The organism is Paraburkholderia phenoliruptrix (assembly GCF_047325075.1).
Taxonomy (GTDB): Bacteria; Pseudomonadota; Gammaproteobacteria; order Burkholderiales; family Burkholderiaceae; genus Paraburkholderia; species Paraburkholderia phenoliruptrix.
On sequence record NZ_CP168531.1, the window covers coordinates 2,350,206 to 2,374,259 of the forward strand.

At 67.0% G+C, this 24,054-nt stretch carries 19 protein-coding genes; 12 read left to right on the forward strand and 7 right to left on the reverse strand.

Annotation, left to right across the window (positions count from 1 at the left end; all coding sequences use genetic code 11):
• The first annotated feature begins 161 nt into the window (after positions 1-161).
• The 4 genes from ACEN8U_RS22605 to ACEN8U_RS22620 all read left to right on the forward strand — a co-directional run bounded on the left by ACEN8U_RS22605 (position 162) and on the right by ACEN8U_RS22620 (position 4,700).
• The gene (locus ACEN8U_RS22605) at positions 162-365 is read left to right on the forward strand and encodes a cold-shock protein (RefSeq protein WP_013339388.1); all 204 of its coding nucleotides are present in this window, start codon (positions 162-164) and stop codon (positions 363-365) included.
• 471 nt (positions 366-836) lie between these two features.
• Positions 837-2,258 carry a hopanoid biosynthesis associated radical SAM protein HpnJ gene (gene hpnJ / locus ACEN8U_RS22610; RefSeq protein WP_310110281.1) on the forward strand — a complete coding sequence of 474 codons (1,422 nt, stop codon included), beginning with the start codon at positions 837-839 and terminating at the stop codon, positions 2,256-2,258.
• A complete protein-coding gene (hpnI, locus tag ACEN8U_RS22615; RefSeq protein ID WP_374725937.1) occupies positions 2,255-3,427 on the forward strand; it encodes a bacteriohopanetetrol glucosamine biosynthesis glycosyltransferase HpnI in 1,173 nt (390 codons plus the stop codon). The genes hpnJ and hpnI (ACEN8U_RS22615) overlap by 4 nt, the downstream gene beginning before the upstream one ends.
• 163 nt (positions 3,428-3,590) lie before the next feature.
• On the forward strand, positions 3,591-4,700 hold the full coding sequence (locus ACEN8U_RS22620; protein WP_310110284.1) for a lysylphosphatidylglycerol synthase domain-containing protein: 1,110 nt from the start codon (positions 3,591-3,593) through the stop codon (positions 4,698-4,700).
• Here the strand turns inward: ACEN8U_RS22620 and ACEN8U_RS22625 are convergent.
• Positions 4,697-6,142: an ATP-binding protein gene (locus tag ACEN8U_RS22625; RefSeq protein WP_310110286.1), complete on the reverse strand. Its 1,446-nt coding sequence runs from the start codon at positions 6,140-6,142 to the stop codon at positions 4,697-4,699. The genes ACEN8U_RS22620 and ACEN8U_RS22625 overlap by 4 nt on opposite strands.
• Positions 6,142-6,801 (reverse strand): response regulator, encoded by a 660-nt coding sequence (locus ACEN8U_RS22630; protein ID WP_013588230.1) that lies wholly within the window; start codon positions 6,799-6,801, stop codon positions 6,142-6,144. Before ACEN8U_RS22630 ends, ACEN8U_RS22625 begins: the two co-directional genes overlap by 1 nt.
• A 412-nt stretch (positions 6,802-7,213) precedes the next feature.
• Here ACEN8U_RS22630 and ACEN8U_RS22635 point away from each other — a divergent pair, with 412 nt between their 5' ends.
• From ACEN8U_RS22635 to ACEN8U_RS22650, 4 genes are all read left to right on the forward strand, one after another.
• Positions 7,214-7,564, forward strand: a complete 351-nt coding sequence (locus tag ACEN8U_RS22635; RefSeq protein ID WP_310110289.1) for a hypothetical protein — start codon at positions 7,214-7,216, stop codon at positions 7,562-7,564.
• 11 nt (positions 7,565-7,575) lie between these two features.
• Positions 7,576-8,949, forward strand: coding sequence for a bacteriohopanetetrol glucosamine biosynthesis glycosyltransferase HpnI (gene hpnI, locus ACEN8U_RS22640; protein WP_310110290.1), 1,374 nt, complete (start codon positions 7,576-7,578; stop codon positions 8,947-8,949).
• Positions 8,939-9,820, forward strand: a complete 882-nt coding sequence (gene hpnK, locus ACEN8U_RS22645) for a hopanoid biosynthesis-associated protein HpnK (RefSeq protein ID WP_310110292.1) — start codon at positions 8,939-8,941, stop codon at positions 9,818-9,820. Before hpnI (ACEN8U_RS22640) ends, hpnK begins: the two co-directional genes overlap by 11 nt.
• A 105-nt stretch (positions 9,821-9,925) precedes the next feature.
• The gene (locus ACEN8U_RS22650; protein ID WP_310110294.1) at positions 9,926-10,759 is read left to right on the forward strand and encodes a ProQ/FinO family protein; all 834 of its coding nucleotides are present in this window, start codon (positions 9,926-9,928) and stop codon (positions 10,757-10,759) included.
• Between the two features lie 68 nt (positions 10,760-10,827).
• On the opposite strand, the gene ACEN8U_RS22655 is transcribed toward ACEN8U_RS22650, so the two are convergent.
• Complete coding sequence (locus ACEN8U_RS22655) at positions 10,828-12,168, reverse strand: TAXI family TRAP transporter solute-binding subunit (protein ID WP_310110295.1); 1,341 nt, start codon at positions 12,166-12,168, stop codon at positions 10,828-10,830.
• A 587-nt stretch (positions 12,169-12,755) separates the two neighbouring features.
• Here ACEN8U_RS22655 and ACEN8U_RS22660 point away from each other — a divergent pair.
• Positions 12,756-13,502, forward strand: coding sequence for a glucose 1-dehydrogenase (locus tag ACEN8U_RS22660; RefSeq protein WP_310110297.1), 747 nt, complete (start codon positions 12,756-12,758; stop codon positions 13,500-13,502).
• 110 nt (positions 13,503-13,612) lie between these two features.
• Here the strand turns inward: ACEN8U_RS22660 and ACEN8U_RS22665 are convergent, their stop codons facing one another.
• Complete coding sequence (locus ACEN8U_RS22665; protein WP_310110299.1) at positions 13,613-14,503, reverse strand: LysR substrate-binding domain-containing protein; 891 nt, start codon at positions 14,501-14,503, stop codon at positions 13,613-13,615.
• Between the two features lie 132 nt (positions 14,504-14,635).
• On the opposite strand from ACEN8U_RS22665, the gene ACEN8U_RS22670 reads away from it, so the two are divergent.
• The gene (locus tag ACEN8U_RS22670) at positions 14,636-15,859 is read left to right on the forward strand and encodes a 2-aminoethylphosphonate--pyruvate transaminase (protein ID WP_310110301.1); all 1,224 of its coding nucleotides are present in this window, start codon (positions 14,636-14,638) and stop codon (positions 15,857-15,859) included.
• Between the two features lie 40 nt (positions 15,860-15,899).
• A complete protein-coding gene (gene phnX / locus ACEN8U_RS22675) occupies positions 15,900-16,703 on the forward strand; it encodes a phosphonoacetaldehyde hydrolase (protein WP_310110303.1) in 804 nt (267 codons plus the stop codon).
• A 135-nt stretch (positions 16,704-16,838) separates the two neighbouring features.
• Here the strand turns inward: phnX and ACEN8U_RS22680 are convergent, their stop codons facing one another.
• The 3 genes from ACEN8U_RS22680 to ACEN8U_RS22690 are packed head-to-tail and all read right to left on the reverse strand — an operon-like array spanning position 16,839 to position 22,500.
• Positions 16,839-20,066, reverse strand: coding sequence for an Hsp70 family protein (locus tag ACEN8U_RS22680; protein WP_310110305.1), 3,228 nt, complete (start codon positions 20,064-20,066; stop codon positions 16,839-16,841).
• The gene (locus ACEN8U_RS22685; protein ID WP_310110306.1) at positions 20,063-21,922 is read right to left on the reverse strand and encodes an Hsp70 family protein; all 1,860 of its coding nucleotides are present in this window, start codon (positions 21,920-21,922) and stop codon (positions 20,063-20,065) included. Before ACEN8U_RS22685 ends, ACEN8U_RS22680 begins: the two co-directional genes overlap by 4 nt.
• Positions 21,919-22,500, reverse strand: coding sequence for a DUF2760 domain-containing protein (locus tag ACEN8U_RS22690; protein ID WP_310110308.1), 582 nt, complete (start codon positions 22,498-22,500; stop codon positions 21,919-21,921). The genes ACEN8U_RS22685 and ACEN8U_RS22690 overlap by 4 nt, the downstream gene beginning before the upstream one ends.
• A 537-nt stretch (positions 22,501-23,037) precedes the next feature.
• Between ACEN8U_RS22690 and deoC the strand changes: the two genes are divergently transcribed.
• Entirely contained in the window at positions 23,038-24,042 is a 1,005-nt protein-coding gene (gene deoC, locus ACEN8U_RS22695) for a deoxyribose-phosphate aldolase (protein ID WP_310110310.1), read from the forward strand.
• The last annotated feature ends 12 nt before the right edge of the window (positions 24,043-24,054 follow it).

Genomic DNA, 24,054 nt, shown 5'->3' on the forward strand with positions numbered 1-24,054 from the left:
TGCGGCACGCATCTTGCGTGGTCTCTTCGTAGGGCTACCGTTCCCGTCTGCATGAGGACGACAAGGGTTCGCGCGTGGCGGCCCGGGCAAAGCGCAGTCGTCAGAAGAGAGTTACAGTCAGGCGGTAGTTCCAGTCAACCAGATGCACATGAGGAATCGACATGCCTACCGGTACAGTGAAGTGGTTCAACGACGCGAAGGGCTTCGGCTTCATCACACCCGACGACGGAGGTGAAGACCTGTTCGCCCATTTCTCGGAAATTCGCGCCGAGGGTTTCAAATCGCTACAGGAAAACCAGAAGGTCAGCTTCGAAGTGAAGCAGGGGCCGAAGGGCAAGCAGGCAGCGGATATCAAGCCGATCTAGCGGCGGGCGCAGCGGCAGCGGCAATAGCAGCAACGGCATCGCCGAACCGCAGGCCGGCGCCTCACGCGGCGCGGGTAACCGCGAGCGCCGCCCGAACCGCGCCGGACACGGCCGATGCCGGCCGATGCGGCCGATGCCGGCTCGATGCCGGCTCGATGCCAACCGGCTCGGGCCGGCGCGGCAGGCCATGTTGCGCCGATCCACTTATGCACCGTGCTTAGCCGTGCTGGACCGCTCTCGGCGGCCAATTAGTAAGTATCCCGAAATCTTGTAGTAATGCCCGGCGACAGGCGCGCATGACAGGCGCGAGATAGGCTCCGCGTGTACTATTCAGCTTAAGGTTTCCTTCAGCTTTGCTCCGTACCATCTGCGCGAACATTGGCCTTTGCATGCCGCCAGGCGGGCGGCGGCCATCCGACAGTTTTTCGACAGACCACACCAGGCGCCGCTACACGGCTTGCTGGAGCATCCATGAAAACTCTGTTCTTGCAGGCGCCGTCGTATGACGGCTTCGATGGTGGCGCCGGTTCGCGCTACCAGGCCAAGCGCGAAGTGCGCTCGTTCTGGTATCCGACGTGGCTTGCACAACCGGCCGCACTCGTTGCCGACAGCCGTGTGCTCGATGCGCCCGCCGACGGCCTGTCGGTCGAGGCAACGCTCGACATCGCGCAGCAATACGAGCTCGTCGTCATTCACACGAGTACGCCGTCCTTTCCCACCGACGCGCTGTTCGCCGAAGATCTGAAAAAGCGCAAGCCATCGGTCCTGATCGGCATGGTGGGCGCGAAGGTCGCCGTCGATCCGCACAATTCGCTGACGGCGAGCGAGGCGATCGACTTCGTGTGCCGCGAGGAATTCGACTACACCTGCGAGGAAGTGGCCGCGGGCAAACCGTTCGCGCAGATTCTCGGGCTCAGCTATCGCGCCGCCGACGGCTCGATCGAGCACAACGCGGCCCGCCCGATCCTCGAGAACATGGACGAGTTGCCGTTCGTCGCGCCCGTCTACAAGCGTGATCTGAAGATCGACAACTATTTCATCGGCTACCTGAAGCACCCGTATGTGTCGATCTACACGGGACGCGGCTGCCGCTCGAAATGCACCTTCTGCCTGTGGCCGCAGACCGTGGGCGGGCACCGCTACCGCACGCGCTCGGTGGAAAACGTGCTCGAAGAAGTGAAGTGGATTCGCGACAACATGCCCGAAGTAAAGGAGATCATGTTCGACGACGACACCTTCACCGACTTCAAGCCGCGCGTCGAAGAAATTGCCCGTGGTCTCGGCAAGCTCGGGGTGACATGGTCGTGCAACGCGAAAGCCAACGTGCCGTATTCGACGCTCAAGATCATGAAGGAAAACGGTCTGCGCCTCCTGCTCGTCGGCTACGAATCCGGCGACGACCAGATCCTGCTGAACATCAAGAAGGGCTTGCGCACGGACATCGCGCGGCGTTTCAGCGAAGACTGCCGCAAGCTCGGCATCAAGATTCACGGCACGTTCATTCTCGGTCTGCCGGGCGAAACCCAGGAGACCATTCAGAAGACGATCGAGTACGCGAAAGAGATCAATCCGCACACCATTCAGGTGTCGCTCGCCGCGCCGTATCCGGGCACGCGCCTTTACGATCAGGCGGTCGAAAACGGCTGGCTCGAAGAAAACAAGGTCATCAACCTCGTCAGCAAGGAAGGCGTTCAGCTGTCGGCCATCGGCTATCCGCATCTGTCGCGCGAAGAGATTTATCACCAGCTCGAAAACTTCTACAAACGCTTCTATTTCCGGCCGTCGAAGATCTGGGAAATCCTGCGCGAAATGCTGACGAGCTGGGACATGATGAAACGGCGCTTGCGTGAAGGCGTCGAATTTTTCCGCTTTCTGCGCGCGCACGAGGCGTGAACGGCGCCCTTTGGGCCGTCGCCGCGTCTATCCATGCATCTGCGTATGTGTGCGCCGCGAGCGCGGTGTTCGGCATCGGCTATACGCTGCTTGCGAGCGTGCTGATCGGGCGCTTTTTCGCGCGCGCGGTGGCCGAGCCGCAGCACTGTCCGCCCGTGACGGTGGTGAAGCCGCTGCACGGCAGCGAGTGGGCGCTGCTGCACAATCTGTCCACTTTCTGCGAGCAGAACTACGCCGGCCCGGTGCAGTTCCTGTTCGGCGTGCACGACGCAGCGGACCCGGCCTTGCAAACCGTCGACGAACTGCGGCGCCTTCATCCGCAAGCGGAGATCACCGTCATCGCCGACGCGTCTCTCTACGGGCCGAACCGCAAGATCAGCAACATCCTCAACATGCTGCCGCACGCGCGGCACGACGTGCTCGTGTTCGCCGACAGCGACGTGGGCGTCGGGCCGGACTATCTGCGCAACATCGTCGGTGAACTGGAGAAGCCCGATGTCGGGCTCGTGACCTGCGTGTATCGCGGCGCGCCGGATCCCGGTTTCTGGCCGCGCCTGTCGGCGGCGGCGACGCACTATCAGTTTCTACCCGGTGTCGTCACCGGACTCGCGCTTGGGCTTGCGCGGCCGTGCTTTGGCCAGACGATTGCGATGCGGCGCGCCACCCTGGAGAAGATCGGCGGCTTCATGCCGTTCGTGCGCCATCTCGCGGAAGACCATGCAATCGGCGAGGCAGTGCGCGCAACAGGCGAAACGGTGGCAATTCCGCCGATGCTGGTCGCGCACGCGTGCGTCGAGTCGAGCGCCGGGAAATTGCTCTCGCATGAATTGCGCTGGAGCCGGACCATCCGCAGTGTCGATCCGCTCGGCCATCTGGGCTCCGTGTTCATGCATCCGCTCGCGCTGGCGCTGCTGGCCGTGGCGTTCTCGGACGGCGCGCGCTGGGCGTGGCTCATTGCGGCGCTTGCAGTGGCGGCACGCTTCGCGTTGAAGGTCGGCGTGGATCGCGCCTTGCGACGCCGGCAGGGCGGCCTATGGCTGATGCCGATATGGGATATCGTGTCGTTTGCGATCTTTGTCGCGAGCTTCTGGTCTTCGCGCGTGAGGTGGCGCGGCTTCAGCTTCGAGGTGGACAGCGACGGCCTGTTGTCGGCCGCGCGGGACGAGTGATAGACGAAGCAGGCAAGCGACGCAATAGCCACAAAACAGTGACGAAAAAAGCGACGAAAGAAGCGACGAACCCTGCAGGTTATGCAGCGATGACGCGCAGTTTTTCCGAATCGAACCCGAAGCGGCGAGCCCGGTGCACGCCGCGCGCGCGGGAGGTGTGCGCATGATCAAGCATCTCGGCCGCGTCGCCGCGCTGGCGGGCCTCGTGGCGTCCCTGTGGCTCGTCTGGCGGGACAACCCCGCTGCGGTGCTCGGCGCGCTGCGGGCCGCCGGCGCGGGTCTCGTGGTGGCGGCGCTCGCGCACGTTCTGCCGATGCTCGCCAATGCCTGCGACTGGCGCTCGCTGATTCGCGGCGCCAACCGGCCGCGCGTGCTCGACATGCTGCACCTCGTGTGGGTGCGGGAATCCGTCAACAGCCTACTGCCGGTTGCGCGCATCGGCGGGGAAGTGGTGTCGTTCCGCATGCTCAGACGGTGGGGCGTGCGGCCGTCCACGGCGGTGGCGAGCATCATCGCCGATATGCAGTTGACCGTGATCAGCCAGTTGCTGTTCACCATGGTCGGCATCGGCTTTCTGTTCGCGCATGCGCATTCGGACACGCTGCGCCTCGCCGGACAGCTCGCGTGGGGCGTCGTCGTGCTCACGCCGCTTCTCGTCCTGTTCGCGCTCGTGCAGCACGCCAGTCCGTTCGAGCGCATGACGCGCGTGCTCAATCACATCACGAGCGGCAAGCTGGCCGCGCTCGTCGGGCAGTCCGCGCAGATCGATCAGGCAATCAAGCTCGTCTGGCGGCGCCGCGGGGTCGTGCTGCGCTATCTGTTCTTCTGGCAGCCGCTGCAATGCTTCCTGACGTCGCTCGAAATCTGGCTCGCGCTGTATTTCCTCGGTGCGCCCGTGACGCTGGTCGAAGCCGTCGTGATCGAGTCGCTGATCCAGGCGATCAGCAGTGCCGCGTTCTTCGTCCCGGGCGGCCTCGGCGTGCAGGAGGGCGGTTTCATCCTGATCGGCGGTGCGCTGGGCCTCGACCCGTCCACCTGTCTGGCGCTCGCCGGCGCGCGGCGCATTCGCGATCTGCTGATGTTCGTGCCGGGCCTCGTCGCGTGGCAGTTTGCCGAAGCCGCGCACCGCGCGCCCGCGCCCACGCCGGTGCCGGCAGGAGCGACGCGCGGTGGCCCGCGAGCCGATGCAGACGCCGGCAATCCCGGAGAGCGCGGCCCCGCACGGGCCGAACTCGCGGAAAGCAGCGCGGCCGGCGACGCGAACCGTCGCTAGGCGGCGGGCTTGAAGCGCTCGGCGGGCTCGCCCGTGTGAGCGGGGAACGATACTTCGACGGCAAGCCCACGTCCTTCCAGCCCGGTGCCGAACTGCAGGGTCGCCCCGAAGTGCTCCGCAATGCGCGCAACGATCGACAGCCCAAGGCCGCTGCCGGTTGCCTGGTTGCCCGTCGCGCGAAAGAAACGGTTCGTCAGGCGGTCCAGATCGGCCGGCGCCACGCCCGGTCCGTCGTCGCGCACACTCACCGCGACGCGGTCTGTTTCCGACCCGTGCGGCGCCCGCACCGTCTGCACCGCGACTTCGATGCGGCCGCCCTCGCTGCCATATTTGATCGCGTTATCCAGCAGATTGTCGAAAAGAATGCCGATCAGTACGGGCTCCGCATTGATCTCCGCGCGCATATCGCAATTGAGCGTCACGTGAATGTCTTTCTGCTGCGCATTGCCGGCATTCGCCAGCAGCGCGTTTTTCGCGAGCGCGCCGGGCGCGAGCGGCGCCTTCGACAATTTTTCGTGCATGTCGAGGCGCGCCAGCAACAGCAACTGCTCGGCGAGCCGCGCGCTGCGGTCCACGCCCTGTACGACGCGCTGCATGGCGAGCCGCTGGCGCGCCGGGTCGGGCTCCGCGAGCGCGACCTGCGCCTGAACCTTGATGGCCGCGAGCGGCGTCTTCAGTTCATGCGCGGCGTCGGCAGTAAACGAGCGCTCGCGTTCGAGCGAATGCAACAGGCGCGCGAGCAGTTGATTGATCGCGTCGACGAGCGGCCGCACCTCGGTGGGCGCGTGGCCGATGTCGACGGGCTCGAGACGGTTGATGTCGCGCGCGCGGATCGCATCGGAGAGCACGCGCAGCGGCGCAAGACCCCAGCCGATGCTGGACCACACCAGCAGCGCCAGCACCGGCAGCGCGATCAGCGCGGGGCGCGCGATCCGGCTCGCGACTCCGCTCACGAGGTCGCTGCGCGTATTGGCCTGCTCGAATACGCGCACTGTGTGCCCGAGCGCCGTGTCGCGCAGCGTGAACGAGTGGTAAGTCTGGCCACCCAGCACGATGTCCTGCGTACCGGTGACGGGCGGCACCGGCAGGTCCCACGCATTGAGCGCGTGCAGCGGCGGGCTCCCGGCAATGACCTCGCCGTTGCGCGCGCGCACCTGGAAGAGGGCGTCGCGCGGCAGCGAGTCGTCGTCGTCCGTGTCGTTGGCGCTGATTTCGCCGCCTTTTTCTTCCTCGCGCACGTCGATGTGCGCGTTCGCGAGCGTCGCGAGATTCGACTGATCGAGGAGCGCCAGCATCTGCGCCAGTTCGGCAAGGCGCGCTTCTTCCCATTCGGCGACTTCGCGCGTCGCCTGACGATAGCTCGACACGAGCGCGATCGCCCAGACGAATGCAATGCTGCCCAGCACGAGCAGCATGAGCCGCCGCCGAATGGATGCGCCCATCACTCTTTCTCCACCACGTAGCCGATATTGCGCACGGTCCGGATAAGGTGCGCGCCGAGCTTCTTGCGCAGGTTCGACACGTGCACCTCGATGGCATTGCTTTCGATTTCTTCCTGCCAGCCGTACAGGCTTTCCTCCAGACGCGAGCGCGACTGCGGAATGCCCTGATTGGTCAGTAATTGCATGAGGATCGCCCATTCGCGCGACGTGAGCGACACGCGCTTGCCCGCCACCTCGACGGCTTGCGCGGCGGGATTCACCGAGAGCTCGCGATAGCGGATCACATCGACGCTGCGGCCTTGCGCGCGTCGCAGCAGCGCGCGGCAGCGCGCAATCAGCTCCGTGAGGTCGAACGGCTTGCCGAGGTAGTCGTCGGCACCCGCTTCAAGACCGCCGACGCGGTCCACCACCGTGCCGCGTGCAGTCAGGACCAGCACCGGCACGTCCTTGCCGGCGTCGCGCAAGCGCCTGAGCAGTTCCATGCCGGATACGCGCGGCAGGCCGAGATCGAGCACCACGAGCGCATAGCTCGTGGTGTCGAGCGCGAGGCCGGCCTTGTGGCCGTCGCGCGCCCAGTCGACGGTGAAGCCTGCCTGGCGCAGACCGGCTTCGATTCCGCAGCCGATCAGGTCGTCGTCTTCTACGAGGAGTACACGCATGGAGCATCGATTCCGTTGGAGGTTTTTTCGCCGGCGGCACGCATCGTGCGGGCCTTCTGCAAGGCGCCCGCAGCGTGTGCAAAGCGGCTGCAAGCGCAAATGCGGGAGCAAGCGCCGCCGCCTCGCAGTTTAACCATGCTGTTCAGGAGTTGCTTTATACCGCGCCTTTGCTTAAGGTTTCCTTCAGCTTGACTCGATACTATCGCCCAACAAAAGCTGACTGTCGCATGAGTGACATAAGCACCCAGCATCGCGTTTCGCTGTCGGACTGCTGAGGCGCGATCGTAAGTACATCGATGGAATGCACGGGGCCCGCCGGCCATGCTGTTGGTGCCGGCGGATGCGCCCAAAGCCGGCATCGGCCGCTCGCCACGAGCCGCACGGTGCTTTCATCAGGCCACGGGACGAAGCCATGAAGCCAGTCACCGCTGATACGCTGCGCGCCCACCTGATGGTGGCCTCGCTCACGGCCCTCGCCGCCGACGTGCTCGCGTGCCTGACGGTGGCCGTGCTGCCCGATGCACAACACCTGTTCGTCTCCGCGTCTTTCCGGCTCGCTGCGCTCGCTGTCATGGCAGGCGGCGTGATCGTCGTGCGCCAGTTGGGGCAGGCGGCATTCGAACTGGCGCTCGCGGACCGTCACGCAAGTCCGGCCGGCAGCCATGCACGGCCAATCCTCATCGCGGCCGACTGCCCACGGCTCTGGCTCGTCATCCTGCATTTGCGCCTCACGGGCAAACCGTTCGTCTTGCGCGGACACTGACGGGCCCGCCAATGGCTGCGCACGCATTGACCCTATGCGAATGGCTTCTGCTTGCCGGCTGCGTCGGCGCGTCGCTGTATGTGCTCGTGGCGGCGGTTGCCATGCCGTTCTTCATGCTGCGCCGCGGCGCAGGCTCGCCCTTTGGCCGGCTTGCGCAGGCCGCGTCCGCAGGCGTGCACCTTCGCCCCGTGCGCAGCGCGGATATCGACGCAAGGGCCTCCGCAGCCGCCTACCCAGTCGCGCAGCAGGGCGTGAGCGTGCTCAAGCCGCTGTGCGGCGCCGAACCGCGCCTCTACGAAAACCTGCGCAGCTTTTGCGAGCAGCGTCACAGGCATTTTCAGCTCGTGCTCGGCGTGTGTTGCGCCGACGACCCGGCGATCGGCGTCGTGCACCGCCTGCAGGCCGACTATCCGGCGCTCGACATCGAACTCGTCGTCGATACGCGTGTGCACGGCAGCAATCGTAAAGTCAGCAACCTCATCAATATGGCGAGGCACGCGCGTCATGACGTGATTGTGATGGCCGACAGCGACATCGCCGTGGAAGCGGATTATCTGGACAGCATCGCCGCGCCGCTTGCCGACCCGCGCGTCGGCGTGCTCACGTGTCTTTATGTCGCGCGAGGCGTGGGCGGCTTCTGGTCGCGCGTGGGCACGCTCTTCATCAACGAATGGTTCGCGCCTTCGGTACGCGTTGCGCATATGGCCGGATCGCGCCGCTTCGGCTTCGGCGCGACGCTCGCGCTGCGGCGCGAGACGCTCGAGCGCATCGGCGGTTTCGAGGCGCTGAGAAACTGTCTCGCCGACGACTACTGGCTCACCGAGCATGTGCGGGCGCTCGGACTGCGAACGGTGCTCTCGCGCGTGATGGTGGCCACCGACGTGATCGAGCCGACATTCGCCGCGCTCTGGCAGCGCGAAACGCGCTGGCTGCGCACGATACGTTCGGTGAATCCGCTCGGCTTCGCCTTCCTGTTCATTACTTTTCCGACGCCGTGGCTTATGGCCGGCGCGTGTCTGACGGCTGCGCTCGCAGCGGGCGCGCAGGGCGGCGTGCACGGCTCGGCGCTTCTCGTCGGCGCAGCCAGTACGACGGCGGGCGTCGCGGCGCGGGTGCTGCTGCACGCACGCGCCGCACGTCAGCAGACCGCCTTGCAGGGCGCGCTGCCGGGGACGGCCCGGGACTCGTTCGCGCGCGCGTTCTGGCGCGATCTGCCGCTCGTGCCGTTGCGCGATACGCTTTTGCTGTTGCAGTGGTTCGCGGGCGGGTTTGGTTCGCATGTGATGTGGCGCGGCACGCGGGTGCCGCTCGAAACGCCGCCTTCGACGGCGCGCGCGAGGTCGCTGCGCGTGATCGAGGTCATGGAGGCGTCGGATGGCCGTTGACCTTCGGGCCATCGAGCGTCACGCATCCCATGCCAAAGCGCTGAAGCGGCGCGCGCTGATCGTCACCGCCGATGACTTCGGCCTGCACCCGCGCGTCAATCTGGCCGTGGAGCAGGCGCACCGCGACGGTGTGCTCGCCGCGGCGAGCCTGATGGTCGGCGCGCCCGCCGCGGCCGATGCGCTCGCGCGAGCCCGCGCGCTGCCGTCCTTGCGCGTGGGCCTGCACCTCGTGCTCGCGGACGGCGACGCCGTCATGCCGCGCGAGGGCATCGCCGCTCTCGTCGACGAGCATGGCCGTTTCGGCAGCAACATGGTGCGCGACGGCGTGCGGTTCTTCTTTTTGCCGCACGTGCGCGAGCAACTCGCGCGCGAAATCCGCGCGCAGTTCGAGGCGTTCGCGAAGACCGGGCTCGTGCTCGATCATGTGAACACGCACAAGCATTTCCATCTGCATCCCACGGTGCTCGGTCTCATTCTCGCGATCGGCCGCGAATTCGGCATGAAGGCGATGCGCCTGCCGTTCGAAGCGAATGCGCCGTTGTGGCTCAAGCCGTGGATCGCGCAGGTGAGGGCGCGGCTCGACCGCGCGGGCATCTGTCACAACGATTATGTGATCGGCATTGCCCGCAGTGGCCGTATGGACGAAGCCGCCTGGTTGGCGGCGCTTGCCGCGCTGCCGGACGGCGTCGGCGAAATCTACTGCCATCCCGCGGTGCCGGGCGAGCGCGCGTTGACCGACGGCATGCGCGACTACCGGCACGCGGACGAATTCGCGGCGCTGCTTTCGCCGGATGTGGCCCGAGCGATTCGACACCTCGGCGTCAGAGTCGGCGGTTTCAGCGATGTTTTCGGAGATGTTTTCGTGGATTAGCCGGTCGCGGTTCCCACAGGCAGCCCGCGCGGCGTTGCAATGCCGTCACTAACGTCTTTGCGGTGCGCTGCTACAATCTCGTCTTTCTCGATCTGGTTGTGCGCTATGGGTTTCGAACAACTCGCTGAACTGAAGAAGCAACTGGCCGCGGCACGCGCGCAGGCTGCGCCCGCCGCCAAGGGCGATGGCAAATCCGGCGCGAGGCCCGAGGGCAGGTCGGAAGCACGGCGCGATGTCAGAAGCGACGGCAAGCCCGCGGCTAACGCCGCAAAGCCCGGCACGGGCAAGGGTTCCGGCGCCAGGGCAGGCGCACGGCCCGCGGGCAAGCCGGCGGAGCCGCGCCGCGGCGCGCCGCAGGCAAAACCGGCGGCGCCGGCAGCGGACGCACGGCCGGTGGATCCGGTCGTCAAGTCCATTGGGCGTCTGCAAAAGCGCTTCCCGAATGCGTTTCCGAAGAACCCGGCGCCGAAGCTGCCGCTGAAGGTCGGCATCTTCGAAGACCTCGTCGTACATGCAAAAGAACTCTCGCTGAGCGAAGCCGAACTGCGCGACGCGATCAAGACGTGGTGCCGCGGCAGCCGTTACTGGAAGTGTCTCGTCGAAGGCGCCGCGCGCGTCGATCTGACGGGCGCCGAGGCCGGCAAGGTCACGGCTCAGGAAGCGGCGGGCGCGCAGCGCCTGCAGGCGCATCGCGCCGCGAAGAGCGCGAAGGCAGCGGCTGGAGCGGCTGCAGCGGGCGAGACGCAGAAGGACGCGTCCGCGCAGGCGGCGTCTGAGCAGGTTCCGCAGGAAGCGGCACAGGAAGCCTCGCAAGCCGTCGCGCATCAGGACGGCGACAGTCAGCCGCAAGCCGATGCAGCCGATGCGTCGGCTGACGACAAAGTTGCTGCTCAATCCGCCAACCTGTCGGAGACGGCTCCCGCCACGCCGGAAGCCTGAGCCTGCGGCCGCGGCCATCGGAAACCACCCGAAGCCACTTTGAGCCACCTGAAGCTCCCGGTGGCCGCTCAGCGCGCCCCCGCGCCGAGCCGGCTGCGCACAAAGCCGACATGTTCGCGCAGCACATAGAACGCGTCGGCATACGCGAGGGGCATGCGCAGCCCGTTCAGCGATTCCTCGATCTGATCCAGTTCCGCGAAGAGCCGTTTGCGCTCTTCGTCGGTGGTATGCGAGAGCGCGCCGCGCTCGATTGCAATCAGCGAACCGTAGTAGCGATAGATGCGCGAGCGCACGCGCCACCGGTAGAGCGCCGGAATCAGCCGCATCGCGGGAAAGAGCAGCACGGCCACCGGCAGCAGCAACACGAGCGTCCGGTCGCCGATGCTCGCAAGCCAGAAGGGGAGCGTCCGGTATAGAAAGCTCTTACCCGTGCGGTAATAGCGCTGCGCGTCTTCGCTGATCTGATATTCGTGCGCGACCGGGCTCGGGAACTGTCCGGCGCGCTGCAACAGGCCGGGCATGCCGTGCACCTCCTGCGCCGCTTCGATCAGCAGATCGGAGATAGCCGGATGCAGACGGGTTCGCGCGACCAGCTCTACCGTCGGGCTGACCAGGTGCACGGTCTCCGGCGGAATCTTGTGCCGCAGATCGAGCACGCCGGGCGGCAGATCGATCTGATCCAGATACGGAAAAAGCCGCGTATAGGCGGCCGCTTCGTCGAAATTCATCACCGAAATGCCGGGCACCCGAAGCAGGCGCAGCATCAGCCCGCGCGTGGCGGAATCGCCGCTCAGAATGGCCGCGTCGACGTCGCCCGTCACCAGCTGGGTGGCCGCCTGCAGGCCGTCGCTCGGCACGAGCGTCGTATCGCCGCCGGGCAGGATGCCATTTGCATCGAGCAGCTTCAGCGCGAGCAGGCGCGTGCCGCTGCCTTCGCGGCCCACCGCGATCCGCTTGCCTTCGAGTTGGGACAGCTGCGTCACGCCGGTGCCGCGGTAGAACACCACGACCGGCACATAAAACACGCTGCCGAGCGACATCAGCGACGACGTATCGAGTCCGTTCGCCACGCCGCCTTGCACGAGCGCGAGGTCGACATGCTGCTTCGGATCCAGCAGGCGCTGCAGGTTTTGCACCGAGCCGTCGGATTCCAGCACGTTCAGCGTGATGCCGTTTTGCGCGAGAATCTTCTTGTATTGTTCGGCGGCGACGACAAACGAGCTGTCGCGCGGACCCGCGCTCAGCGTGATGGTTTTCGGCGGCGCCGGGTCGACGAGCCACACGATCAGCGTGACGACCAGCACGATCAGCGCGGCGGCGGCGATATAGGGCAGCGTGTGATCGCGCCACTCGGCGTGAAGCGGATCGCGGGGAAACGGCGGCGGACGGCGCGGACGCGGCGCTTTCATAGGCATTCGGGACGGTGGCCGGAATGGGGCATTGTCCACTGCGGCAGGCGCAGTTGTCGTCGGCAGTTTGCTCTATTGACGGCGCAATGGACCGACGGCGGTACCGGCTTTGGGCACTCGCTGTCAGGCCTTTGTTCGGGTGCCGTAGCCGCGGCTCTACCGAATTCGCCCGTGCCTTTGCTCATTCCTCGCAAAGGTCGTTTAATCGGCAAGCCATCCAATCGTTCCTGAAGCATGAGTCGTTAGCGATACCGAGGAGACGATCGTGTTGTCCGCTGCATTGGATACTTTGGGCGCGTTGGCGGTGCTGCTCAGCATCGCCGTGCATCTTGCATTCGCCTTGAGGCGCAAGCGCTGAACGCACGCGAGCCCGCAGACATCGGCTCGAATGGAACCGCCTTACACCGCGCTTGCCGATTGTTCGGTTCTCTTGACGTATCTATTCGCGGCCAGCCGCTTTATCCGCAGGGCCGCGCCCCCTACATTGTCACCAGTGCCAGCGCCGCAGCGTCGTGCTGAAGCAGCGTGAGTGCCGCGAATCTCCGCGGCAACATGCCGGCGCCAACTCAATCAAGGGACACACGATCATGAGCAAGCTTACAGGCAAGGTGGCAGTCGTAACGGGTGGATCGAAAGGGATCGGCGCGGCAATCGCGAAAGCGTTGGCCGCACAGGGCGCGTCGGTGGTCGTGAACTACGCGTCGAGCCGCGCGGGCGCGGACGAAGTGGTCGCCGCCATCACCGCCGCGGGCGGCAAGGCCGTGGCCGTGGCGGGCGACGTGTCGAAAGCCGCGGATGCAAAGGGCATTATCGACGCGGCCGTCGAAACGTATGGCCGCCTCGATATCGTCGTCAATAACTCGGGCGTGTACGAATTTGCACCGATCGACGACATCACCGAAGAGCATTTCCACAAGCACTTCAATGTAAACGTGCTCGGCCTGCTGCTCGTCACGCAGGCGGCAGTCAAGCATCTGGGCGAAGGCGCGAGCATCGTCAACGTGAGCTCGGTGGTGAGCCGCATCACGCCGCCGGGCAGCGCCGTCTACACGGCAACGAAGGGCGCGGTGGACGGCATCACCGGCGTGCTCGCCAAGGAACTGGGGCCGCGCAAGATCCGCGTGAACTCGGTGAATCCGGGCATGGTCGCGACCGAAGGCACGCATAGCGCGGGCATTATCGGTTCGGACCTCGAAGCGTGGGCGCTCAGCACGACGCCGCTCGGCCGCATCGGCCAGCCGGACGATATCGCGGACGTGGTCACCTTCCTCGCATCCGACGACGCACGCTGGCTCACCGGCGAAAGCATCATTGCGAGCGGCGGGGCGCGCTAAGCCGGCGTCGGCTCGCGCTTGGCCCGCGGCGGGGCCAGCGCGAGCCGTTCGCTGCTCCAATAGAGCCATGCCGTACCGGCAAGCGGCGCCTGCGGGCGCCGTTTTTTTTGTCAGGCGCCCGCTGTGTCGTTCACCGACTCGGTGCCCGGCAACTGCACGGCAAAGAGCGCATCCAGCAGATTCGATCCCGGGCGCTCGGCGAGCCGCGTCAGCGATTCGATCATGCGCACCTGGCAGTCTTCGAGCGGAATCATGCGGATGCGCCGCGACTGGTTGAATTCCGCGCGCGCGATCACGCCCACGCCCATGCCTTGGGCCACCGCTTCCTCCAGCGCTTCGCGGCCGTCCACATACATGACCGGCTCGACCTGCAGCGACTCGCGCACCAGTTCGATCTCCAGCAATTGCTGCGTGACCGATTGCGGCTCGCGGAAAATCATCGGCTGCTGCACGAGCTCGCGGTAGCTGAGCTTGCGTTTCTTCGCGACCGGATAGCGCACCGGCACCATGGCCACCAGCGGATCGCGCCGCAACACGCGCGAGTGGAGCCGGCTATGCACCTGCGGCGCGGCGGTGATGGCGGCGTCGACGGCACTCGAGAGCACGCGCTGCATGCAGTCCGCGGCGTTCGCGATGGACAGCGTCACCACGATGCCCGGATGCAGCTTGCGAAACGCGCTGATCAGCGCGACGGCGAGATCGGGCGCGTCCGCCGCGAGCGACAGCGAGCCGGACTCCAGCCCGCCCGCCGATTCGAGCAGTTGCCGCGCGTCGCGCTCGCAGCTGAGCATGTGCCGCGTCACGCTGAAAAGCCGCAGCCCGAGCTCCGTGGTTTCGACGCCGCGCGGCCCTCGCTCGAACAGTTTCACGCCGTAATCCTGTTCGAGCCGCCGCACATGATCGGACACCGCCGGCTGCGACAGCGACAGCGCCTGTGCGGCCCGCGAAAAGCCGCCATGTTCGGCGACCGCATGAAAAGCCCGCAATTGCGCGTATTGCACGTGAACCTCCGTCGCGGCGAAAGCGGCCGGCTATAAGTATTTGCGATGTACACATCGATTATATCGATTTTACCGATGCGTCGCGCGCCGGTACCGTAGCGGTATCTCAACCCGCAAGACCGGAGATTCGGCATGCAAAGCGCGACTGGCAGTTCCCCGGCGCCCGGACACGACGGCGCGAGCTGCGCGCCGCCGGCTCAAGGCGAGCCTTATCTGCTCACGCCCGGCCCGCTCACCACCGCCTTGTCGACGAAAGAAGCGATGCTGCGCGACTGGGGCTCGTGGGACGGCGACTTCCGCGCGATGACGGCACAACTGCGCAGCAGCCTGCTTGACATTGCGGGCAACGAAGCCGGCGAATACGATTGCGTGCCGTTGCAGGGCAGCGGCACGTATTGCGTCGAGGCCATGCTCGGCAGCCTCGTTCCGCGCGACGGCCATGCGCTCGTACTCGCGAACGGCGCGTACGGCAAACGCATCGCGACCACGTTGGGTTACCTCGGGCGCGCGCAGACCGTGCTCGACAAGGGCGACTACCTGCCGCCGCGCGCCGCGGAAGTCGAGCGCATGCTCGACGCCGACCCGAGTATCACGCACGTCGTCGCGGTGCACTGCGAAACGAGCTCGGGCATTCTCAATCCGATCGAAGAGATCGCCGCGGTCACCGCCGCCAAGGGCCGCAAGCTGCTGATCGATTCGATGAGCGCATTCGGCGCGCTGCCGCTCGACGTGCGCGACATCGCGTGCGAGGCCTTCGTTTCGTCGGCGAACAAGTGTATCGAGGGCGTGCCCGGTTTCGGCTTCGTGATCGCGCGCAAGCGCGCGCTGCATGACGCGCGCGGCCGCAGCCATTCGCTCGCGCTCGACGTGCACGATCAATGGGACGTGATGAACCGCACCGGTCAATGGCGCTTCACGCCGCCGACGCACGCGGTCGCGGCGTTCATGGAGGCGCTGCGGCTTTACAGGCAGGAAGGCGGACAGCCCGCGCGCCTCGCGCGTTATGCGAACAATCGCGACGTGCTGGTGGCGGGCATGCGTGAGCTGGGCTTCGAGCCGCTGTTGAGCGCGCGCTGGCGCTCGCCGATTATCGTGACGTTTTTCTCGCCGGCGCATCCGTCGTTCAGCTTCGAGCGCTTCTACGCGCTGATGAAGGAGCAGGGCTTCATCATTTATCCGGGCAAGCTGACCGTGGTGGAGAGTTTTCGCATCGGCTGCATCGGGCAAGTCGACGAGCACGTGATGCGCCGCGTCGTCAACGCGTGTGCGAGTTCGTTGCAAGCGATGGGCGTCGATCACGCCGCGCCGTCCACGGCCGCCATTGAAGAACGCAAGCTGCCCGGCGAGGCCGCCTGAACGGCCGCCGGTCACATCGAATGGAAGTGAAGCACGCACAATGAAACATGTTAAGGCGGTGATTTTCGACTGGGCCGGCACGGTGGTCGATTATGGTTCTCTCGCGCCGATGGGCGCGTTTGTCGAAACCTTCGAGCAGTTCGGCGTATCGATCACGGTCGAGGAAGCGCGCGGACCGATGGGCATGGCCAAGCGCCCGCACATCGCGGCGCTGCTCGCGCTGCCGCGCATTGCGCGCGCATGGGCCGGCAAATATGGCCGCGCGCCGGACGAAGCGGACATCGACGCGGTCTACGACGTATTCGTGCCGAAGAACATCGCGGTGGCCGCGAGCTACAGCTCGGTGATTCCCGGCGTCGCGGACGTGGCGAGCGCGCTGCGGCGCGACGACATCCGCATCGGCACGACGACCGGTTATACCCGCGAGATCATGGCGGAAATCGTGCCGGGCGCGGCGGCGCAGGGCTTTTCGCCGGACAGCATCGTGTGCACGGGCGACACGCCGGAAGGCCGGCCGTCGCCGTATATGATCTACCGAACGCTGCCCGAGCTGGGCGTGTGGCGCGCGAAAGACGCGATCAAGGTCGACGATACCGAGGTCGGTATCGAGGAAGGCATTAACGGCGGTACGTGGGCCGTGGGCGTCGCCGTGAGCGGCAACGCGTTCGGCATGGCGGAAGACGACGTCAAGGCGCTTGGGCCCGACGAGTATGCATGGCGACGCGAGGCGGCAATCGAACGGCTGCGGGCCGCGGGCGCGCATTATGTGATCGACAGCGTCGCGGATCTGATGCCGGTCGTCCACGAGATCGACGCGCGGCTGGCGCGCGGCGAACGGCCCTGAAGCCCTGAAGCCTTGACCCCTTGACGGCCGTGAACAGGCGCTGAGCGTGGTGGCGCGGTATTGCGCCGGTTGGGCTTGCCAGCCAGCTCGGCGCCTCGACCGATCAGCCCCTCAGCCCCTCAGGCCGCTCACCCCTCAGACCGAAATCAGCTTCAACCCCGCGGGCAGCGACTCGCCAAACACGCGGCCCTCGTCCGCATTATCCAGCTCGACCGTTTCGCCGACCATCGCGATCCAGGCGCGCGGCGCATTCGCCGCCTCGAGCCTGCGAATGACGGCTTCGCGCAGTGCGTCCGGCAGATCGCGCGAACGGTCGCCCGTCATGCGCGCGATCTGCACGGCCGCAAACGCGGCCGGGTCGACCTTCTTCCAGTCGAGCGCGAGAATCGCGTCGAGCCAGCGGCTGGCGACATCCGGCGGCACAACGGTGTGCGCGCTGCCATAAAACGGCCGGCGCGCGCCGATCCGCCCGACCGCCCACCAGCTCTGGTGATTCTCCGAAGGCTTCTGCAGCCGCGCGAGCACCGATTCGCCGAGCTCGATCTTGCGTTCAACAGGAATGCGTTCCAGCGACGCGCTTAGCCGAACCATATCGGCGATGCCGGTTTTCGCCACGTCGAACGGCAGCTTGTGACGCGATTGCGCGGCCGTTTGCAGATACGCCATCGCGTCCAGCACGCGCAGTTGCGCGTGTTCGTCGAGGCCGCCCGCCGCGCGGCGCCACAGCGTCCACCATTCCGACCAGACCTGGCTTTCCTGGATGTACTGAATACCGTCGTCGAACAGCGACCAGAGCTGCTCGACGCGCCATTCATCGAGCGGATAGCCGAAGCCGGGACGCACGCAGTAACCGGCCAGATTCAGCCACAGCCGCTCGTGGTCCGCCGAGCGGCGCCGCCGCTTCGCGCGTTCCCATAGCGCGCCGAACAGTTCGCGCAGCAGCGCGCTGTTCCAGCTCTCGCGCGGGCCGAGCAGATGTTCGAGCTGCGAGCGCAGGCGCTTGACGTCCTTTTTATCGACGTTTTGCGAGCGGGAGCCGAACGCGCGGTCGATTTGCTCGATGGCTTCGTCAAGGCGCGAATGCCGGGCGGGCGCGGCATCGCCGGCAAGATTCACCTGCGCGCTCTCGCGGCGCAACTGGAACTCGAGCAGCCACCGCCCGGCGGGATCGTCGCGGTCGATGCAGTGCACTTCCAGCGTGCCGACTTCCGTCAGCGACGTGGCGATGCGCACGGCCCGCTCGCGGGCACTGCCGGCGCGGCGCGGCGGAACGATGGTCGCGATGGGTGGCAGGCGCACGAAGTCGCCGCTCGCGAGGTCCGCGAGCTCGCCCGGCGCATAGGCCGTATCCGCACTGGACGACACGAGGTGAAAGCGCACAGGGTGCCCGAGCCGCAGCGCGAAGGTGCGCTCGGCGATGAGAATTTCGTGGCCTTCCTCCGTGCCGCGCGGCAGCAGGCAAATGCCGCGCTGCGTGGGCGGCGAGTCGTTAGCATCGCGCTTTGCATCGGCGGACTCGTCGAGCACGAGAAAGTAACTGCGCGGCGAACCGCCGCCGATTTTCGGCGCGCCGCCCGCGCGGGCGAGACTGTAGGCGACCGCGCCACGCGCGACGGCGACGTCCGGATTGTCGTTGTGCAGCACGTTAAGCGGCTCGCCGCGCCACGTGCCCAAGGTATCGGCGAGTCGCTGCGTCAAGGCCTCCGCGCGGAATACGCCGCCGTTCAGCAGCAACGTGTCGGGCACGGCGAGCGGGGCGGGCGGGGCGCGTCCGGCGTCGGTGAGAGGTGCGCCGCCTCGCTTCCCGGCAGCAAGAGGCGCAAGGGCTGCGGCGTCGGCACTGCCGCCGGCAGCGACGCGGGCATGGCTTGCGGCGCGGGCGTCACCCGTTCCAGCGCCGTCTGTCGGGCGACCCGCATCCACCTCGCCGCCATCCGGCCCGAGCGCCTTGCGCGACTGCGCGTCGAAGCGGCTCAGAAAAGCGGCGATATGGCGCGTGACGGCGGCATCGGTTGCATACGGCAGGCCAAACTCGACAATCGCGCCACGCGGCCGGCCAGGCCGTTCATGCGAGGCGACCACAGGAAAGAATCCGTCGACGATCACACGCTCCACTTCGTCGCGCGTGACCTGCGCCGTGCGTGCGCCGCCGACGAGCTTCGCGCCCGCACCCAGCAGCGTGATCGACGCCGACTCGGGCGCTTCGGCGCCCAGCAGTTGTTCCTTGGCGGCACGGCAGCGCTCGACGAGTTGCGACAGGCTCGCCGCCGACAGGCGCCCGCGCTCGCCGCCGCCCGGCAGCCGCGCTTCGACGAGATGCGCGAGCGCGAGATCCATGTTGTCGCCGCCGAGCATCAGATGGTTGCCCACGCCGATCCGCGTCAGCTGCGGCTCGCCGTTCTCCATGCGCACCTGGATGAGCGTGAGGTCCGTCGTGCCGCCGCCCACGTCGCAGATCAGCACGAGGCGCGTGTGCGCGAGTTCCTCGGCAAGCCGCTCACGATGATGAAACAGCCAGTCGTAGAACGCCGCCTGCGGTTCTTCCAGCAGCCGCAGCGCCGGCAGGCCGGCCATGCGTGCCGCTTCGACGGTCAGCGCCCGCGCGCCTTCGTCGAACGAGGCCGGCACCGTGAGCACCACGTCCTGGTGCTCGAGCGGCGCGTCGGGAAAGCGCTGATTCCATGCCGCCCGCACATGCGCGAGGTAGCTCGCGCTGGCCTCGACGGGAGAGACCTTGAGGACGTCGTCGGCGGCGCCCCACGGCAGGATCGGCGCGACGCGGTCGACGGACGCATGCGAGAGCCAGCTTTTCGCGCTGGTCACGAGCCGCCCGGGCACTTGCGCGCCGAGCACGCGCGCAAGCCGGCCGATCACCACGGGCGGCGTGTCTGAATCGCCATCGGCAGGCGCGGCGCGCAAGCCTGCACCTGAACCTGAACCCGAACGCGCACCTGAGCCAGAGCCAGAGCCAGAGCCAGAGCCAGAGCCAGAGCCAGAGCCAGAGCCAGCGGCTGGAACCGCGCGCTCGCCTGCATGCGGATTAGCCTGCCGATCCGCGTTCCCGTTTGCGCCGACTCGCGTCGTGCTCTCGCCCGCGGCGCTTGCCCCGCGCGCTTGCGCCGCAGGCCGGGCCGCAACCCGGCTCCCGCTCCACGGCAACTGCAGATCGCCAGCCGCGAGCTCGCCTCGCGCCGCGTGGTACCGCACCGAGGGCAGAAGCGGGCGCGCGGCGACTTCGCCGGGACTCACGAGCTGTTCGATCTCGAAGACGCGAACCTCCTGCGACCCGGCCTCTGCATACGCGAGCACCGTATTACTGGTGCCGAGGTCGATACCGACGCTGTACCGCTTCATCTCAGTCATGCATTCGCATTGCCGCGCACATCGAATTCGACTTTCCAGCGCTCGTCCGTGCCGCGCGGCACGGCTTCGAGTTCGAGCGTCCCGGCTTCGGTCACGCGCGCGTGCAGCCTGACGGGCACGACTTCGCCCGCCGTGCGGCCGGACGCCGGCAGCGTCGCCTGAATCTCTTCGAGCTCCTGCAACTCCTCGGGGCCCCAGAAGTCGAGCAACGTGCCGACCTGGTCCTGGCGACGCACCGACGAGCCGAAGAAGCGGAAATGCACCGGCTCGCCGACCACGAGCCCGAACTCCTGCGCGGGCAGCTCGGCCTCGGTGCCTTCTTCCATGCCGAACGGCGCGACGCACAGCGCCTGGATGGGCGGCTCGAGTCCGGGCACCGCGGGCATCGCCGATTCGATCGCGATGTAGTACGCCCGCGCGGTGCCGCCGCGAATCCGCACGCCCTGGCCGCGCCGCACGTAGCCGTAGTAAGCGGCGCCGCGCGCGACGGCCAGATCGAGATCCGCGCCTTCGAGCAGGCGCGCCGGCGCCGCGCCTTCCGCGGCGAGCCAGTCGTTCAGCGTGCCCATGATCCGCTCGACCAGTAGCGTCGACTTGAACACGCCGCCGTTGAACAGCACCGCCGTGGGATGCAGAAAGCTCGCGCCTTGTGCCGAAGTCCCCGCTGCCGTGTCGCGCAAGCCCTCCAGTTCGGCGAGCGCGCCGACTTGCCGGCCGAGAAACGCCGCCAGATGCCGCGTGATGCCCGCGTCCTGCGCGTAGGGCAAGCCCAGCTGCGTGAGGCCGGCGCGCGTGCGTGAGACCGGCCGTGCCGCGCTGTCCACCTGCGGGAAAAAACCTTCGAGAATGGTCTGCGTCAGTTCGGCCCGCGTGAGCTCCGTGCGGATCGATCCGCCGATCAGCTTCGAGCCCCGGCTCGGCACGACGAGCGGCACGGTGTCGGTGGCCGGGTCGGTGAGCAGCGTTTCCTTCGCCGAGCGGCACGCGTAGGTGAGCGCGCGCAATTGCCACGCGTCGGCCTGGGTCCCTTGCGCGGCGAGTTTGCGCGCGACCCCATGCGCGAGCGCGAGATCCATGTTGTCGCCGCCGAGCAGAATGTGTTCGCCGACCGCCACGCGATGCAGTTCCAGGTTGCCGTCGCGCTCCACCACGGCGATCAGCGAGAGGTCGGTCGTGCCGCCGCCCACGTCCACCACGAGGATGATGTCGCCGATCTTGACCTGCTTGCGCCACTGGCCGCCGCTCTTCTGGATCCAGCTATACAGCGCGGCCTGCGGTTCTTCCAGCAGCGTCATGCGGCCGTAACCGGCGGCCTCGGCGGCTTCGGCGGTCAGCTCGCGCGCGGCGGGGTCGAACGACGCGGGAATCGTCACCGTGATGTCCTGGTCGCGAAACGGCGCGTCCGGATGCGCGTGGTCCCACGCCTCGCGCAAGTGCGTGAGATAACGCACCGAGCTTTCCAGCGGCGAGACGCGCGCGACTTCCGGCGGCGCATCGCCCGGCAGGATTGCCGCGCGCCGGTCCACGCCCGGATGGCACAGCCAGCTTTTCGCGCTGGAGACGAGCCGGATCGGCGTGGCCGCGCCGCGGCTGCGCGCGAATTCGCCGACCGCGAAGTCGCGCTCGCCGGTCCACGGCAGATGCAGGTCGCCGGCACCCAGTTCGTCCGGATGCGGCAGATAGAGGAACGAGGGCAGCAGATCGAGATCGTCGATGGCACCCGGGCCCGTCAGCTGGGCAATGGGTAGCACCGCGAGGGCGGTCTTCTCGCCGTCGCTCGTGCTGGTGTCGACGTAGGACAGCGCGCAGTGCGTCGTGCCGAGGTCGATCCCGATCGAATAACGGGCGCCGCTCATAGCTCCACCTCGGCCGGCGCGATCACCTTCGCGTTATGGCTTTCGGCGAGCTTCGGCAGACGCACTTCGGTCACGCGCCAGCCGCGGTGGCTGATGCTGCCGACAAACGGCGCCTTGCCGACGACGTTGCCGGTCAGCCGGATCGCGCTCGCGTCGAAACCTTCCTGGAGGGTGACGCGGCTGCCTTCGGCTTCGTCGCGCACCGGGCGGATCGTGAAGTGCTCGCGCAGCGTCGCCCGGCAGCCTTCGTGCACGAGGCGCGCGGCCGCTCCGATATCGGCGTCGCTGAAACGTTTGATGTCTTCCTCGACGAAGTCGATGAAGCGCGCGTCGCGTTGCAGCAGGCCGAGCAATTGCAGCGCGGCGTCGGGGCTGGCTTCCTTCAGCGTCGGCGCGGGCGCGGCCTTGGGAGCAGGCGAGGGCGCCGGCGACGGGGCGGACGCCGTGGTTGGCGCAGACGCGCCGCCGTCACGCACGCGCAGCACTGCGGCGGCGAACTCGCCGTCGCCGAGAATGCGGAAAAAGGCGCTGACGGCCAGCGTAATCCTGCCGAGGAAGGATGGGTTCGAATCGGTCATAAATGCTCCTGAGGGCTCTGTTCAAGGACGAGCGGTCCTGTGTCCGGGTGGGCGCGAGGCGAAACCGCAGCGGTGCGCTCTGGCGATGCAGGCGCGGCGCCCGTTCGCGGCGCGGGCACCGTCGCCGGCAGCTTCGGCGGCGCATGAAGCCGCTGCGCGCGGCGCGCCGCCTGCGCAAGAAGCCGGGGTGCTGATCCCGCGTACCAAACCCGCGCGCAAAACCCGTATTTTGCCTTGTGCGGCGACGGCTGCGGGCAAACCCGCACATTCTCGCGTGAGAACGCGGTCCGATTGGCGGGTTTGCACGACCTCGGTCGCTTGGGCGCGGGTGCGCGCCGCCGTCGCGCCACGCGACGTTTGTGATATGTCCATCACAATTCTCCGCTTCTGCTTCACACGCGCGTCGTTTCAAGCGGCTTTCACCCTCGGAATGTGAGGATTTACCCGTAGTGCGTGTGATAATCCTCTCAAACGGAGTAGCATAGCCCCGAATCGTTCGCCGGCCGAGGTGTGGCCGGGCGCTAACCAGGACGTCTCATGCCTGATTCTTTTCCATCGTCGGTCGTCGCGTTGCGCGGCGGGCCGCTCGTTCATCCGGTGCGCAATCCCGGCGTGCCGTTCGACGCCTCATGGCTCGACGGTTTGCGCGTCAACCAGTCGGCGGTCGAACGCCGCGCGGGGACGCTCGCCACGCGCCGGACGGTCAAGAAGGATGCGCAGGCCGCGTGGCTTCTGAAAGCCGTCACCTGCATCGATCTCACCACGCTCAACGGCGACGACACCGAAGGCCGCGTCCGGCGCCTGTGCGCGAAGGCGCGCCAGCCGGTGCGCGCGGACATTCTGGAAGCGCTCGGCATGGCGCCGCAACGCATCACCACGGGCGCGGTGTGCGTCTATCACCGCTTCGTCGGGGCCGCCGTGGATGCGCTCGAAGGCAGCGGCATTCCGGTCGCGGCCGTCTCGACGGGTTTTCCGGCCGGACTGATCCCCCATCCGCTGAAGCTGAAGGAGATCGAGGCGTCGGTCGCGGACGGCGCGGCTGAAATCGACATCGTGGTCACGCGCGAACATGTGCTGACCGGCAACTGGCAGGCGCTCTACGACGAGGTGCGCGAGTTTCGCGCGGCTTGCGGCCCCGCGCATCTGAAGACGATTCTGGCGACGGGCGACATCCGCACGCTGTCGAATGTCGCGCGCGCGTCGATGGTCTGCATGATGGCCGGCGCGGACTTCATCAAGACGTCGACCGGCAAGGAAGGCGTGAACGCGACGCTCGACGTGTCGCTCGTCATGGTCCGCATGATCCGCGACTATCACGAGCGCACCGGCGTGCCGATCGGCTTCAAGCCGGCGGGCGGCGTGTCGAGCGCGAAGTCCGTGCTGGCGTATCAGATCCTGATGAAGGAAGAGCTCGGCCGCGCCTGGCTCGAACCGGAGTTGTTCCGGATCGGCGCATCGAGCCTGCTCGCCGATATCGAGCGGCAGCTCGAACACCACGTGAGCGGCCGTTATTCGGCGTTCAACCGTCACCCTGTAGCCTGAAACACATCCACC